Raw genomic sequence first — 14,459 nt, 5'->3', positions numbered from 1 at the left:
CTTAATCAAATCATAAGGAAACAGTGGCTGGCTATGACTCGAAAGAGTCATTTGTGCTTCCCCATTTGGATAACAAGTGACATTTCGCCCCTCTCCGTGTTGGAGCGCGGAGTGCGGAGCCTGGCGTGCAGACGGAGCGCATTCAACGTAACCGTCAGCGAGCTGGCCGTCATAGCCGCTCCAGCGGCCCAAGGCTCGATATGACCTGCGACGGCTAGCGGCAGGATCAGTGCATTGTAAGCAAATGCCCAGCCCAGATTTTGCTTAATGTTGCGGACCGTCTGCCGGCTGATGTCGACCGCCTCGCGAACGGCGTCGAAATCAGCCCTCAGCACGTGCACATCAGCTGCTTCCCTGGCCGCTTCCGTCGCATTGACGACCGCGATGGAGCTATGTGCGGCAGCCATCGCCGCCGCATCGTTCAGGCCGTCCCCGACCATAACTACCCGGTGCCCCCGCTCGCCCCATTCACGGACAATGGCCAGCTTATCAGCCGGCAAGCAGTTCGAGCGGATGTCGCCGATCCCGGCAAGCCGGGCGGCATGCCAAGCGGCCCGACTGCCGTCACCCGTCGCGAGAACCGTCCGCAGCCCCGATTTCCTCAGCCTGCGCAGGGCTGACGCCGCATCTGTGCGCAACGCATCCGCCATGGCTGCTGCCCCGACCCACGCTCCTTCCACAGCGATATGCATCACCGTCCGGCCCTGCTCCTCCCACTGCCGCAGCAGATCGCTCTCAGGGCAACGGATACCCAACTGGCTCATCAGCCTGCCGGAGCCGACCACGACACGGCGCTCTCCCACCCGGCCCTGCACGCCCAATCCAGGCAGCTCCTCCACCTCCGAAGCCGGTAGCAGCACGATCCCCTGCTTACCCGCCTCGCGCACGAACGCGCCTGCGATCGGATGCTCGCAGCGTTGCTCGACTGAAGCCACGAGACGCAACAGATCGCCTGGTGCATGAGGCCCACGGAGCCAGCCCGTGACGACCGGAATGCCCTGCGTGAGCGTGCCGGTCTTGTCCAGCACCATCGTATCGACACGCTGCAAAGCTTCCATCGCCGCCCCGCTGCGAAACAAAATTCCCCGTTCCGCTGCCCTGCGCGAGCCGATGAACACCGACAACGGGGCTGCCATGCCTACCGCGCAGGGGCATGCGCACACTAGCACAGCGATGCCGACACGAAGGGCATATCCTGCGTCGCCGGGGCGGCCCAGGACATACCACGCTAACGCGGAAGCGGCAGCAAGGCCCAGTACGATCGGCACAAACCAGGCGGCCGCCCGGTCGGCATGAGCCTGAAGGCTCAGCTTCAACCCCTGTGCCTCCTCCAGCGCACGAATCACCTTCCCGAGCGAGCTCTGCGCTCCGGCCTGCTCTACTCTGGCCTTGAGCATCCCGGACGTCACGCGTGCGCCTGCCCACACCCGGTCCCCTTCGCGAAGCTCCCGGGGAAGGCTCTCACCGTTCAGAGAAGCCTCATCGGCCAGCCCCCCTCCCTCCACGACAAGCGCGTCTGCCGGTACCGTATCGCCTGCCGACAGCACGATCACATCGCCCTTGCGAAGCAGCGCAGATGCGATCTCCTCCTCCTCACCGTTCACTTCCTTGCAGGCGGAAGCAGGCAGCAGCGACCGCTTGTGCTGCATGGAAGCTTGGGCGCGCTGCCTGGAGTGGGCCTCCAGCCATTTGCCCAGCCATACCACGGTGATCAGCACCGCCGAGGTTTCAAAGTATAACGCCGGATGCCCTTCTACCGGGGGACGAAATACGAGATAATGGCTGTACAAATAAGCGGCTGTCGTTCCGATGGCGATCAGCACCTCCATGTTGGCCGCTCCGCGACGCAGCGACCTCCAGGCTCCCTCTAGGAAAGGAAGCCCCCAGACGAGCTGGATGATCGTGGCCAATGCCAGCTGGGTCCAGGGGAGAGCCACCCAGCTCGGCACCCACCAGTCCGCTGTCCACGGTACATGCTGCAGCATCGGCCACAGCAGCGGAAGCGTCAGCAGCAGTGAGCCGAGGAACCGGTTTCGGCAGTCCGCCGCCCCGCCCTGCTTGGCCGGCAGTTCACCGGAACGGCCCTCTTCCGAGAGAGCAACGGCAAAGCCCAGCTGTCTGATTCGCTCCGTAATCTGCGCCACCTCTATCTGCGAAGAGTTGTAGCGCAAGTAAGCCGCCTCCAGCGGAAGATTGACGAAGGCGGAGGCAACGCCCGGCAGCTTGGACAGCCCGTTTTCAATCCTCGTCGCGCAGGCGGAGCAGGTCATGCCCTGGATGCGCAGCGTCGCCTTCTCATGAGGCAGGTCAGCGTTCATGTCCACACGTCCTTTTATCCAGTATGGGGTTTCCCCTGATATGTATGGACACGCCAGGGAAAATATTAAGAAAATTTCGCGCAAACAGCCCCTGTCTCCTAAGGCTTAAGAAGACAGGGGCTGGGTTTTCTATTCCATATAACTCCGCGCTGACAAGAGATACCTTCAAGCCGCTCAGGCTCCTGACCTGCTCGCCCGGCTGCATATTCAGTGTGACCCGGTCATGAACCTAGAACTGCAGGGGAGAACTGATCTCCCAGATCCCGTCCTCCGAGCGTCGCCCACTCCAGATCACGGGGATTTTCCTCAGCACATATCCAGGTCCATAATGCGAGAGCGTGAACCCTGCGGTGTCCTGGATGCTAAGATACGCGAGCTTGGCGATAGGCAGCACGAAGAATACAGCCCGTGCGATAGTCGCCAGCACGAGCAGGGCGGGCATTCCCAGTCGCCGGACAACAAAAAGGAGGGCGGGAATGCCCCCGTCCCCCTCCTTCGCATATTTCACCTGTTGCCAGCTTCGTTGGAATCCATCCTCATTGGCCAAATTCTTGCGAGAATTGCTTCTTATCCGCTTCGCGTGCCTCGGCCAGCTTGCCGATATCCGAAGAGAGAACTTTAAATTCCGACAAGCCCTTCAAACCTTTGGGAGGTGCTACACCTTCACGGATCGGGGTATACCCGATGCTGGAGGCCAGTTTTTGGCCATCCTCGGAGAGCACGAAGTCCACGAACGCCTGGGCAGCTTTCTCATTAGCTGAATTTTTCAAAATTCCGATCGGCTCCGTGATCACAGGTACGCCTTCCGACGGATAGACCAGCTCAATCGGAGAGCCCTTCGCTTTCTCTCGGGCCACCAGATAATCGACGACCATCCCGTAAGGCTTCTCTCCTGCTGCCACAGCATTCAATACGGCTCCGTTGCCCTTCACAACAGATATATGGTTGGTCTTCAGACCCTTGAAGTAGTCCCAGCCAAATCCGTCCGTACGGGTGAATACACCCAGGTTATAGGCCGCTGCACCCGAGTATAGAGGGCTCGGCATGATAACGGAGTCCTTGCCTTCGGCAGCAGTCAGCGTCTTCCAGGAAGTCGGCAATGTCTTGACCTTACCCGTATTCACAGCGAGCACTGTAGCCATGACCTTCGTACCGGCATAGGCGCCGTCCGCGTCTACGAGGTCTTTCGGAATTTTCGTCAGCTCCGGCGATTTGTAAGAGGCCAGCAAGCCCTGCTTCTTCAGTCCTTCGAAGGTAACGGCGTCGGCCAACAGCAGCACATCTGCCTGTACCTTGCCTGCTTGTTTCTCGGCTTGAAGCTTGGCTGTAACTTCTTCCGTGCCGGAGCGGAAATCTTCAACCTTCACGTCCGGATATTTCTTATTGAAAGCTGCTACCAGCTTGGTCACATCGTCTTCGGGCTGGGAAGTATAGAAGGACAGCTTGCCAGAAATAGCGGCAGCAGGCTCAGTCTTCGGCGCTTCTTGCTTGGCCGGCTCCTGCTTAGGTGTCTGCGATCCTTGTGTAGAGGGGGCTTGTCCGCTTGTACCGCAGCCGCTAACGATGAGCAGCGCCGTTAAACTCACCATGATCGATCCTTTTTTCAACAAGAGTATTCTCTCCCTGCGTTAAGTGATGGTATAGGTCCTACTCTGTATAATAATAAAGTCAGATGCCTGTTAATTGAACTGCTCTCCTTTGTAAACATCTGCAATAATCTCGGCACACTGTCTCTCCCGTATCGGCCGAAGTGCGTTATCCCTTGTCCTCCACAGCCCGGTGCTCACGCATCGAAAGCCCGCTTCAGCAGGCGGCTAAGCTGTTCTTATGTAGGCAGCGAGCGAATCGCTGCATGAGTTCCCGCAAGCCGAGGCCAGCGGCACTAAAGATGACTTCGTTATTCACGCGGCAGTCCCGCCGCATCCCTCAGCGCATTCGCGAGCTGGTTATAATACTTCTGCTGGTCTGTCAGCGCCTGGACCGTTGCCGAGTCAGCCCCTTTCTTGGCGGCTTCCGCATCCGCCCATGATTTCTTGATCCAGGTGTTGATGACTGTCTGCGCGACGCCCGGGTCCAGACACGGCTGCTGTATGATAGCCATCCCTACCTTCCACCCCCCTGCGTTCCCATTGGATTCGTTATAGTCAATCCCAATCCCGTTGACGATCACATCGTTCTTATACTGATAAATGCTGATAGCATCATACTTCAATCCTCTGCTCCAGGCATAGGTCTGCATCAGCTTGGCCGTCACGCCCCGCTCATGCATCGCTTTGACAACATAATAAGAGCCGTAGACTCCGGCTTCGTACCCCGTAATTTGGGCATCGAATGCCCGGATATACGCCTCGATCGCATTAAAGTCACCTGCCGGCGCATCATAGTCCACTGCCGCATAAATGGTCGATCCGACCGGCTGGCCCACTTCCTGTGCGTAGCGAAGCGCCAGCTTGCCATCGGCCGTACCAGCGGCCGCTCCTTCGCGAACCCGGTTGGCATAGCGTTCGAAGAATGAGACGATGTACAAGCCAGCGTCAGATATTAGCTTGGCCTCTGCGGGAGATAGCCGCTTCCATGACCCCGCTTCGGCCAGATACCTGCCTACGAAGGTGAAGCCCTGACTGGCAAATTGCTTGACCAGCGATGCAGTAAGCGGAGTCGCACAATCAAACCCTTTCGCCATGGTTCCCATCTCCTTTCCGTGCAGCTGCTCGGGCCAAGGGCTGGTTATCCCTTGCTAGAATTACTATATTCCGCATGCTGCCCGTCCGTGTGGGCCAACTCTATGTTCCAGGCAGGGTTTCATACACAAATACTGTATTCTCCTATACAATAGACGTGCCCGAACTCTCATCCAGCTGAACGAGACCTTCTAAGTGATTCCTGGCTGATTAAATCTTATGGATCCAGCCTAGACTATACGTTGCCATAATAGCGAAAACTCGGTTGCCTGAATAAAAAACATGCAGCCCATTCCCTGAGAGAATGGACTGCATGTTTGAATGCTCCATATTGGCTGCCAATGGCTTTGAATCTAGCGCCACTTACGTCCTAGCGAATCGCCCTTCCATACCAGAAGTGCAGACACAATCAGCGGCAGCAGATGTGCAGAACCTAACGGCTGGGCGTAATAAAGCCTTTGCACCGTCAAGGCGGCAACCGCCAGCCCGATAAGTAATCCCATAAGCTGAACCGGAGTAACGTCACGTCTGAGGGCTTTTTTAGTGATCACCTTTACCAATAGCACAGCAGCTGCCGTATAGAATAGAAGCATGAACAGCAGAGCCGCCATGACAACCCACAATCTCATCGCCACCTTCTTCGGACTTAGTCTCTTGGATAATCCATTCTCATAATATCCATGAAAGGCACCTTCGTGACTTCATCCTGACACTGAAGATGGACGAGCTTGGTACGCGAATCCATATGTACGATCCGCCCTCTTACCTGTTCTTCCCATCCCCACACCGTCAGCACAATTTCGGAATCTTCATTTTTGGCCTCGACCAGTTGATTACCCAGTTCCTCCAGTTCGAATTCATCCCGTGTTGGTCGCTTCGCCACCTTTGCTTTCGCCATGCCGCTTCCCCCTTCATCAACAAGACCGTCCGCTCATTATATCGTGATCTGGCACGGATGTCATGTCTACTTCCTATCCGGAAGCTCCAAGACGGCGATGCAGCCCCATGCTGTACGTCACGTCCGGATTTCTTCTTGGTAGGCCAAATACATGAGCCCTGCCAAAACGGGGAGCCCCGTGTAGACGACGACATCCAAACCCCTGCCACCGTATTGAATGACCAAGAACATCGTGCTCAATACAATCAGAACAGCAAGAATGTGGACCACGACAGCCAGCTTGTCTCCCGGAGACTGCGACCGATGCCGATTACAAGCAGGAACGGTTACGTAAGAGAAGCCCAGGCGAAGCTTATAGAGGGTATACGCGATCCCAAACCCGACGATGTGGCACGACACTTGCAAGGTAAACAAATCAATACCTATGTTCTCGTAGATAATGTTCATACTCACAATGCCAAGCGCTTCCAAGCCCTTCAGTACGAGACCCTGAATGATCATAAAAGCCAGAAGACCGCTGACGGTTAATGTCAGTGCATGATGCAGCCTGACCTTGAGCATATACTTCAGACCGAGCAGAAGAGTTAAACCTTGTACAGCAATATCCCATTGCGGGATTTCGTATTCGATTCTGAAATAATAGGATTCGACCGAGCTCAACACAGATATGAGAAGAATCCCTTTCCAATAACGGAAGTATGGCCACCGGAAGAGCTGGAATAACAAAGCCAAAACAACCAAGAGATCAAGCATACCCAAGAAGAGGTACATGATAGTCACTTTGCCACCCCCGCATTACAACTTTCTCTGGACTTCTCCCCAATATACGTTATGCATAACGGTTATGGCAATGCTAAATTGGGGTATCAGCCCTCCTGCAGTTGGGTAATCTAGGGTATGCCCACATGTCACAGAAGAGGATGGATGCCCGATGGACAAGCATAAAAGAGAACCCGATGTATCAGGTACCTTCGCAGGAATTCCAACGCCGATGGATCAGCAGGATATGGCCGCCACAGATAAAATCAGCAACTATGTCGAAGCCTTAATGGACCGGCTGGCAGGCATCGATCACGAGCACCCGGATTCCGGCCACAGCAAAGAAGCTCAGGCAATCAAGCATCCCGTTAAACCGGATAACCGCAAGCACTGACCGGCCGGGCGATTCAGAACCAAGTCAGGAAAACAAAATAGGGCTGCATCAACATGCAGCCCCTCCCCGCTACTCTCCTACCAAACAAAAGCACGGCTGATGATAACCAGCAAAATGAAGAGTACCAGAATTGCACCTGTGGAAGTAAATCCGCCGTAGCCAGCGCAGCTTGCACCAATACCGCCAACATAACCCATTGAGAAAAACCTCCCTTTTGAATATAATCCATCATATTGCGTGACAGTTGCCGGTGACTGTGCGTTTGACTAGTTCGGACTCTTTCTACACATTCTTTTCTCAAAATTCCAGAGCTACTGGGCTCCGAACGATCAACTGCCAATGTTTCTCATCCGATAAATAGGTTTGTTCTCCAGCACTCTTACCGGAGCCGACCATTCATCTGTATCGTTCATCGAGAAAAGCGCATCCTCGACAGCCTGAAGCTTCGCATCAAGCTGGTCGATATGATGCAGGGCTACGGCTTCTGGGAGCTGGGGCTGGACCGGGCTTCCCCATTCGCCGAGATTATGATGGGACAGTACCAGATGCTGGAGAGCTACGACATTCTCCGCACCCGTATTCAGGCCCAGTGTGATCGCCGCTTCGGTGATCCAGCTCGCGGCAATGGAGATATGGCCGAGCAGCCTGCCAGTCAAGCTGTATTCCTTCACGACACCGAGCTCTGCCGTGAGCTCCTCCGTCTTCGCAATATCATGGAGAATAATTCCGGCCTTCAGCAGATCCGCATTCAGGAACGGCCGCTGGCCCGCGATAAACTCCCCGATTTCCAGCATACGCGACGTGTGGTAGGCGAGTCCTCCATAATAGGCGTGATGCATCCCTTTGGCTGCCGGGTAATCCAGCAGCTTGTCGCCCGCCTTGGCGATGCAGAAATCGACGATGGAGCGAAGCTCCTTGTCCTGTATGCTCGAAGCCGCTCCGGCAATCGCTGCGACCAGCGTCTCGGCCTCCACTGGCGCAGTGCGGATGAAGTCCTTGATCGAGCAATCATCCTCCGGCGTTACTTTACGGATGCGCGCAATCTTCAGCTGCAGCCTGTCTCGGTATAATTGCACAACACCATGTACTTTCACCAGCATCATGGAGAAAAATGTTTCCCTATCCGTGCTGGATATATCCCACAGCTTGGCGGAAATTTCGCCGCTGCTGTCCGCTAAGATCAGATCGAAATACGCCTTGGGCGGCGTCGCGTTCGTTTGCTTGACTTCGGCCAGCTTCAACAAATAATACCCCGTAACTTCTTCTCCGTCGACAAAGCTTTTGATTGCTTTCATAACAAGCTTCTTCCCCTCTCGTACGCCTGGCTCTTTCGTCAATATGCTGGAGCCTGTTCCCATGTTTCCGCTATTTAACTGTAAAGCATGAGCTTTCGTAGATCAAGACTTCCTGACAAATTGCCGCATAGGTACGGCTCCCGATCTCTTGTTAACTCGGTCGAAATCGCAGACAAGTCATGTTCCCTTCAATTCTGCATAGTGTTATACAGATACCAAGCTTGGACAAGGGGGAATGAGCTATCGAACTCGAGCTTATTGCAATTGGAGCATTTGTCGGTATACTCATCGGCTTGACAGGCGTAGGCGGTGCTTCGCTGCTCACACCACTGCTGGTGACCGCGGGCATCCAGCCCATGACAGCCGTCGCCACAGACCTGGTCTACAACTCGGTCACCAAGCTGTTCGGCAGCGTACAGCATCTGCGCCAACGAACCGTTAACCTGGCACTGGCCCGTCAATTCGCACTGGGCAGCCTTCCCGGGGCCGCTGCCTCGATCCTGCTGCTCAAGAGCTTTCCCCCGCTGCACGGCTATCAGGATCTGATCATCCGGCATGCGCTCGGGTTCATGCTGGTCATCGTGGCCCTGCTTAATCTGGTCCAGCTCGGCTTGAAATCCCGGCATGCCTCTTCCCTACAGGACATGCCTCTGGAGCGCAAGCTTCCGCTTACGATCGCCATCGGCTTTGTGCTGGGCTTCCTGGTCGGCTTCACCTCGATCGGGTCCGGTTCCCTATTTGCCCTGGCGATGATGATCTTCTACCGGCTGTCCTCCGCCGAGCTGGTGGGCACGGATATCGCCCATGCCTTCCTGCTGGTCACTGCGGCAGGACTGCTGCATCTCAGTCTCGGCCATGTCAATCTTGGACTTGCCTTTCAGCTGCTGATCGGGTCTGTTCCCGGCGTTCTGCTCGGCAGCAAATGGTCGGCGCGCATGCCCGCCAAGCCGCTCCGCATCGCCATCGCGCTGCTCATCCTGTTCAGCGGATTGAAGCTCATTTTTCGCTGATTGTCCCACTGACCGCCCCCTGTTGGTCAACAGGGGTTAAATTCGCTTGACTTGATACATATCGTAACATATATTTACATATAAGCGACTATTCCTCCATTCGCTTCTTAACGCATCCGCCGATCTTTTACCGACCATCACAAACTAAAAAGAGATGCGGTCGTCAATCGACAACCCAGATACGTATCGTATCGATCCCATAACCCTTGAAGGGGGATGCCCATGTCCTATTTACTGGAACTTACCATAGCGGAGCATCGTCTGGCCGTTGAGTTTCCATCCGATAGCCTGTGCGCCTGGGCCATGCGTACATTCAGCGCCGTACCGGCCACCAGCTATACCTTCGCTTCGCCGCTCGACATGACGATCAGCGTCAATATGGGCTATGGCACTGCTCAGGACTCCCGCCTGCCGCAGATCATTTTTACGGCAGACCGTGTCCGCTACTCACGCAGCGATCTGCTAATTGCGGCCTCGAGAGACTATTCGGAGGCCTTCATTGAAGCTTATGACGAGCGGGCGCTCGAGCATGCGCTGATTCTGCTGTATAATGCGCTGATTACGCAACGGGAATGGGGCTTGATTGTGAGCGCCTCGTCCGTGGTGGAGGAGAACAAAGCCTATCTGTTCATGCTGTCTTCGGGCCTGCAAGGCCAGAGCTTTTCCCCGCCTCCTGCCGCTTCGGCGCTTTTATCCGATCAGGCTGCCATTCTCAAGATATCAGGCGGACAAGTAAGGGCTTTCAGTTCGCCTTTCCGTAAGGGAATCTGCCGGAGTCCGCAGAGCATTCATCTGACTTATGAAGTCGGCGCCTATTATGCCCAACATCCTTCGCCGATGATCCATCACGCGCCCGTCAGCCGGAAGGAGGCCGTACAGCAATTGCACGGCTCGCTGTACTTAAAGCCTCTGGAGCCGAGCGATTCCTCTATCACGAAGGCCCTGTGCCGCAAAGCCATCGACAAGGTGCCCTTCTATGAGCTGTATGCCCCCTCGGACGACCTGTTCTGGCGTGAATGGACAGAGAAGGGCCGCAGACGGACGGGCCATCTTCAGCACGGTTGATTCTTCCCCTGCAGTCTGATCTTGATCTGGGTCCGACGCTTTCCCGCTTGCCGAATTTCTGGTAAGATCATGGGGACGAAAGGATGTGCAGCCATTGAGAACCGATAATCAGATCAAACGCAAGCTAAACGAGCTGCTGATCCAGCGTAAGACGCTGGAGGCTCAGGCAGCCGGCGATACGCCGCAAGCAACCGCAGCCAGCGAACGGATCGAGCGGCTGGACGAGCAGATCGTCCTGCTCGAATGGGTGCTGAACGAGCCGATCGGCAGCTACCACGCTTAGGCAACGCGTCTTCACATGTAGAGGAAGTTCTTGATAGCCGCTCAGACTAGCCAGTATAGGCGAAATACAAATGGATAGAGGCTTCAGCATAGAGCTGAATCTCTATCCATTTCATTTGCTGTTGGTCCCAAGCCTCGGAACCGAGGCTAGACCGTAGCAGCTCGGGCCTGCTCGCGGCGCTTGGCCCGCTCTTCTTCCTTCATTCTCGGACAGGAATAGCAGTACTGGCCCCCTTCTGTCCGGTAGTACAGGCAGCAGGCGTTCTTCATCCGCATCTGCTTGCCGGGTTCCTTGAGCGACTCGATCATCCGTACCTTCACATCAAGCGGATTTTTCTTCCGTCCGAATACTTCAGCCGGAAGCTCCTGGCGCAAATACCGGTAATCCTCCTGGATCCGTTCCTTCAGCTCGGCCGGGCTATCACCGCTCGTCAAGTAATCGATGTAATAGTTAAACTTGGTCGGAAATTGCCCCCAGAGCTGCCCGATCTCCACGCCGCTCGCTTCCGCTATAGCTGCCAGAAGCGGACGCAGCGTACAGCCGTACAGTGCTTCCAGCGTAGCTCCCAGCCAGCCTTCTCTGGCGGATAACTCCTCTGGAGCCGAGCCCTCGGGGCCCTCCCCGAGCTTGAAGGAGACGAGCGTGTAGCTATCCTTCTCGTAGAGCTGGATCACCAGGTTGTCCAGGGACATATCCAGACAACGGTTATGGGCAGACAGCACGTATTGCTGGCCCAGTGCCAAAAATCCGAGCCAGCTGCCCATATACACAGCTGCCGCCGCAGGCTCCAGCGCCTTGATGCGCTGACCGTACAGCTCCAGGAAGCTGTTCATGACTCCGGGCTGCAGCAGCTCGGCCGCAGGACTTGACCAGAGCAGCTGCTCCGGATCCTCTTGACGAATATAGAATGTATCCTGTAAAAATTGACTATTGATCATGATTTATCGCCTTCCTTCAAGCATCAACCGGTGACTGCCGATTGAGTATGATAACGATTTTCATTTTCAATTATAGTCGATCTTCCGTTATTTTTCCATCTCATTGTCTAAGAAATCTGTTCTTCGGCTGGTGCTTTGTGCAGGCTTCTCATTCATGTAGAAGCGCAGGAGTGCCTAACTCAGATGTCCGGTGATGACGGCCGCACCCCATGCAGCCAGCCACCGCATCCAACCGATCAGTGATATCCATAGCGGAACGCTGAACAACAGCCCGAACACAAGCCCCCTCGTTAGCCGATTCTCCATCCCCGCATCCCCCTTGACCAAGCCGCCCACCGTTGCGGGGCAGTTTCTTCTGGTAAGGCAAGCATACCAAAGCTTTGTTGGAAATCTGTTAGCGCAGCGTTAGATTTCGGTCAGTCCGGTCAGGAAGCTCCGGATAATGGAAGCGCCGTTGTCTCCTATGTTCTCTGGCCTAGCCGTTCTCGTAAGGTCTGTATTCGTTTATCTTCAGCACGCAGCAAAAAGGCTGCGGCAGCAACGATCTCTGCCCCAGCCTTTCACCTTCTTTCTCCCAGCAGCATAAGCTCCTGTTAAGCTTCGTACAACTCCAGCGGCAGCCCGTCCGGGTCCGCGAAAAAGGTGAACCGCTTGCCCGATGTTTCATCCGTCCGGATCGCTTCTACAACCACTCCCTGGTTGGACAGCCAAGCGCTACCTGCTTCGACGTCCTCAACCTCGAAGGCCAGATGGCGCAGGCCGCGCGCTTCCGGATAACTCGTACGCGCCGGGGCGTCCGGGAACGAGAACAGCTCGATCTGGTAGCGGTCTCCGACTTTCAGATCCAGCTTATAGGATTGGCGCTCGGCCCGATACGTTTCATTCACGACTTCCAGACCCAACACCTCTACATAAAATCGCTTGGACCTTTCGTAATCCGAGCAGATGATGGCGGCATGATGGATACGCTTGATAGCGAGCATGGCTGTATTCTCCTTAGATTTAGTAGCTGATGAGCGATGCCATCAACAGACCCGAGGCGACGCTCAGACAGAAGGAAAAAATACCGACCGATACATTGCCCTTCGGAATCTCCTTGGTGACCCGGAACGGCGTCAGCAGTTCGAATATGTAAAATACGATGATCTGGAAGGCGATGCCGAGCAAGCCCCAGATGATCAGATCCAGCAGACCGACCGAGTGATAGACCGCCGAGGCGAGTACCGCCACCTGCCCGATCATCTTGCCGCCCAGATCGTAAGCAGCCGATTTGCCGGCAGCCGCCTTCACCGGATCCGTCACATCTCCAGCATCACGTATCAGCTTGAATTCATTGTACGGCGTCACGAGATTAAAAAATAAAATACCCAGGCCCATCAAGGGCACGGTTATCGCCAGGTAAATCAAAAAGCTTACAATATTATTAACCTCACTCATTCTCGCGTCCTCCCGTTCCACTCCCGCCTTGCGCTTCCTTCAGCGCACAAGGCAAATAATACGACATATTGCTCGTAATGTTCCCGCCGACCCTCGCAATAACGGCCGAGCCGACCCCATCGATCAGGAAGCAGCCCCACAGCAGCTTTCCCTCAAACGGACCATTCAGCGTCTCCACCCGAATGCCCGGGAGCCGGGCGAACTGCTGATACACCATCGGCTGGTCCGCATAATCCAGCTCCCCGCTGCTCTCGAGAGGCTCGCCATTGCCGTCATAAATCGTGACGCTGCTGCCTTCACGGCCCAGGATCGGCTTGCCTACATAAGAGATGCCCTCTTCCAGACAAGGCTCCATATAGGTCGGCAGCATGTACCGGCGGATCGCTTCATGCTCCTCATCCGTGTAAAATTGTCCCGCTTCATGCAAGCTCCAGATCAGAGCCTGCAGAGCCTTCGTCTGGGCCGCAAAGCCTGACGGCGGGTTAATGATCGCCAGACGGCCCGCCCCAATCAGCTCCAGCGCGTGGACACCTGTCGGGTAGCCGTCCGTGTCCCGGTCCTCTGCCAGCTTCTCCAATGCATGCAGCCTGTAGAGCACATCGACCGGCGCCATCGCCGGGGACGCAGGATTGGCAGGATCGTCTCCTTCTTCCATGAGAAGAGGCGCGAGCAGCCGATCCTCCTGAACGCGAAGCTCCTCCAGCGGCGTGAAGACCGCATTCGGCAGCTCCGAGCGGCTGAGCAAATACCGGGTCGTTCCCGCATCCTCTTCATGCCATCCCAGCGCGCTGAAGACGATGCGTTCCGTCGCATAGCCGGCCTCGCGGTATAACTCCAGCATCCGGCCGAACGCCCGGGGCAGCTGCTCCGCGCAGCCTTCGTTGGGATCGGCCTCGCCGTAAGCGGCGCAAATCCGGCCATTGGCATAGAATGCCTCCACGATCCCAGTCGGCGTATCGCTGTTGAACTCCAGCATCTTCCACCCGTCCCCGGTGCGGGCAAAGTCGAATCGGCCGATCAGCGTCGGCACGGATTCATCGGTGATGAGCTGCAGCGTGCCGAACGCCGCTTCCGGCAACCCCAGCTCCGTCCACAGCTCCGGTCCGCCCTGCTGGACGATACGCACGGTCCTCGCATAGATCCGGCCGAGCGCCTCGGCGGCTGTGCGCATATCCGCCAGCTCATCACGGCCGAGCGGATGCAGCCCGGCCAGCGCATATTCCTCGCCGTACATCCGGTCCCAGGTAAACACGCCCTCCTGGCGCAGCGGCTCATATAGGGCCTCACGCCGCATGGCATAATCTTCGGACATGCGGTGGTCCGTGCGTCCCTTATTCGTGTGCAAGCTAACACCTCCGTGAGTCTCTTACTTCCGTTAGAG

Annotated in this window: 18 protein-coding genes; 4 read left to right on the top strand and 14 right to left on the bottom strand. The window is 56.0% G+C overall.

Annotated features, from left to right (window positions below; translation table 11 throughout):
* Positions 1-47 precede the first annotated feature (47 nt).
* From WMW72_RS29220 to WMW72_RS29190, 7 genes are all read right to left on the bottom strand, one after another.
* A complete protein-coding gene (locus tag WMW72_RS29220; RefSeq protein ID WP_341419122.1) occupies positions 48-2,318 on the bottom strand; it encodes a heavy metal translocating P-type ATPase in 2,271 nt (756 codons plus the stop codon).
* 229 nt (positions 2,319-2,547) lie between these two features.
* Positions 2,548-2,826 (bottom strand): hypothetical protein, encoded by a 279-nt coding sequence (locus WMW72_RS29215; RefSeq protein WP_341419121.1) that lies wholly within the window; start codon positions 2,824-2,826, stop codon positions 2,548-2,550.
* A 28-nt stretch (positions 2,827-2,854) separates the two neighbouring features.
* Positions 2,855-3,934 (bottom strand): ABC transporter substrate-binding protein, encoded by a 1,080-nt coding sequence (locus WMW72_RS29210; protein WP_423227615.1) that lies wholly within the window; start codon positions 3,932-3,934, stop codon positions 2,855-2,857.
* Between the two features lie 281 nt (positions 3,935-4,215).
* Positions 4,216-5,001 carry a glycoside hydrolase domain-containing protein gene (locus WMW72_RS29205; protein WP_341419120.1) on the bottom strand — a complete coding sequence of 262 codons (786 nt, stop codon included), beginning with the start codon at positions 4,999-5,001 and terminating at the stop codon, positions 4,216-4,218.
* 351 nt (positions 5,002-5,352) lie between these two features.
* Positions 5,353-5,628 (bottom strand): hypothetical protein, encoded by a 276-nt coding sequence (locus tag WMW72_RS29200; protein ID WP_341419119.1) that lies wholly within the window; start codon positions 5,626-5,628, stop codon positions 5,353-5,355.
* A 17-nt stretch (positions 5,629-5,645) separates the two neighbouring features.
* Positions 5,646-5,897, bottom strand: a complete 252-nt coding sequence (locus WMW72_RS29195) for a YolD-like family protein (RefSeq protein ID WP_341419118.1) — start codon at positions 5,895-5,897, stop codon at positions 5,646-5,648.
* A 117-nt stretch (positions 5,898-6,014) separates the two neighbouring features.
* Positions 6,015-6,557 carry a hypothetical protein gene (locus WMW72_RS29190; RefSeq protein WP_341419117.1) on the bottom strand — a complete coding sequence of 181 codons (543 nt, stop codon included), beginning with the start codon at positions 6,555-6,557 and terminating at the stop codon, positions 6,015-6,017.
* 271 nt (positions 6,558-6,828) lie between these two features.
* Between WMW72_RS29190 and WMW72_RS29185 the strand changes: the two genes are divergently transcribed.
* The gene (locus WMW72_RS29185) at positions 6,829-7,050 is read left to right on the top strand and encodes a hypothetical protein (RefSeq protein WP_341419116.1); all 222 of its coding nucleotides are present in this window, start codon (positions 6,829-6,831) and stop codon (positions 7,048-7,050) included.
* Between the two features lie 77 nt (positions 7,051-7,127).
* On the opposite strand, the gene WMW72_RS29180 is transcribed toward WMW72_RS29185, so the two are convergent.
* Complete coding sequence (locus tag WMW72_RS29180; RefSeq protein ID WP_341419115.1) at positions 7,128-7,247, bottom strand: YjcZ family sporulation protein; 120 nt, start codon at positions 7,245-7,247, stop codon at positions 7,128-7,130.
* A gap of 132 nt (positions 7,248-7,379) precedes the next feature.
* Positions 7,380-8,345, bottom strand: coding sequence for a 3'-5' exoribonuclease YhaM family protein (locus WMW72_RS29175; RefSeq protein ID WP_341419114.1), 966 nt, complete (start codon positions 8,343-8,345; stop codon positions 7,380-7,382).
* Positions 8,346-8,587: 242 nt separating this feature from the next.
* Between WMW72_RS29175 and WMW72_RS29170 the strand changes: the two genes are divergently transcribed.
* The 3 genes from WMW72_RS29170 to WMW72_RS29160 all read left to right on the top strand — a co-directional run bounded on the left by WMW72_RS29170 (position 8,588) and on the right by WMW72_RS29160 (position 10,703).
* Positions 8,588-9,355, top strand: a complete 768-nt coding sequence (locus tag WMW72_RS29170) for a sulfite exporter TauE/SafE family protein (protein WP_341419160.1) — start codon at positions 8,588-8,590, stop codon at positions 9,353-9,355.
* Positions 9,356-9,577: 222 nt separating this feature from the next.
* On the top strand, positions 9,578-10,420 hold the full coding sequence (locus tag WMW72_RS29165) for a hypothetical protein (RefSeq protein WP_341419113.1): 843 nt from the start codon (positions 9,578-9,580) through the stop codon (positions 10,418-10,420).
* 94 nt (positions 10,421-10,514) lie between these two features.
* Complete coding sequence (locus WMW72_RS29160) at positions 10,515-10,703, top strand: hypothetical protein (RefSeq protein WP_341419112.1); 189 nt, start codon at positions 10,515-10,517, stop codon at positions 10,701-10,703.
* A gap of 146 nt (positions 10,704-10,849) precedes the next feature.
* On the opposite strand, the gene WMW72_RS29155 is transcribed toward WMW72_RS29160, so the two are convergent.
* The 5 genes from WMW72_RS29155 to WMW72_RS29135 form a co-directional block, all read right to left on the bottom strand.
* Positions 10,850-11,641, bottom strand: coding sequence for a (2Fe-2S)-binding protein (locus WMW72_RS29155; protein ID WP_341419111.1), 792 nt, complete (start codon positions 11,639-11,641; stop codon positions 10,850-10,852).
* Positions 11,642-11,815: 174 nt separating this feature from the next.
* Complete coding sequence (locus tag WMW72_RS29150) at positions 11,816-11,947, bottom strand: hypothetical protein (RefSeq protein WP_341419110.1); 132 nt, start codon at positions 11,945-11,947, stop codon at positions 11,816-11,818.
* Positions 11,948-12,234: 287 nt separating this feature from the next.
* Positions 12,235-12,624, bottom strand: coding sequence for an SMU1112c/YaeR family gloxylase I-like metalloprotein (gloA2, locus tag WMW72_RS29145; RefSeq protein WP_341419109.1), 390 nt, complete (start codon positions 12,622-12,624; stop codon positions 12,235-12,237).
* Positions 12,625-12,643: 19 nt separating this feature from the next.
* A complete protein-coding gene (locus WMW72_RS29140) occupies positions 12,644-13,078 on the bottom strand; it encodes a DUF350 domain-containing protein (RefSeq protein WP_341419108.1) in 435 nt (144 codons plus the stop codon).
* Positions 13,071-14,390 carry a glutathionylspermidine synthase family protein gene (locus tag WMW72_RS29135; RefSeq protein WP_341419159.1) on the bottom strand — a complete coding sequence of 440 codons (1,320 nt, stop codon included), beginning with the start codon at positions 14,388-14,390 and terminating at the stop codon, positions 13,071-13,073. Before WMW72_RS29135 ends, WMW72_RS29140 begins: the two co-directional genes overlap by 8 nt.
* Positions 14,391-14,459: the final 69 nt, after the last annotated feature.

Origin of the sequence: Paenibacillus filicis (assembly GCF_038070315.1) — a bacterium.
In the GTDB taxonomy this organism is placed as follows: domain Bacteria; phylum Bacillota; class Bacilli; order Paenibacillales; family NBRC-103111; genus Paenibacillus_G; species Paenibacillus_G filicis.
This window is presented reverse-complemented; position numbering and strand designations above follow the sequence as displayed.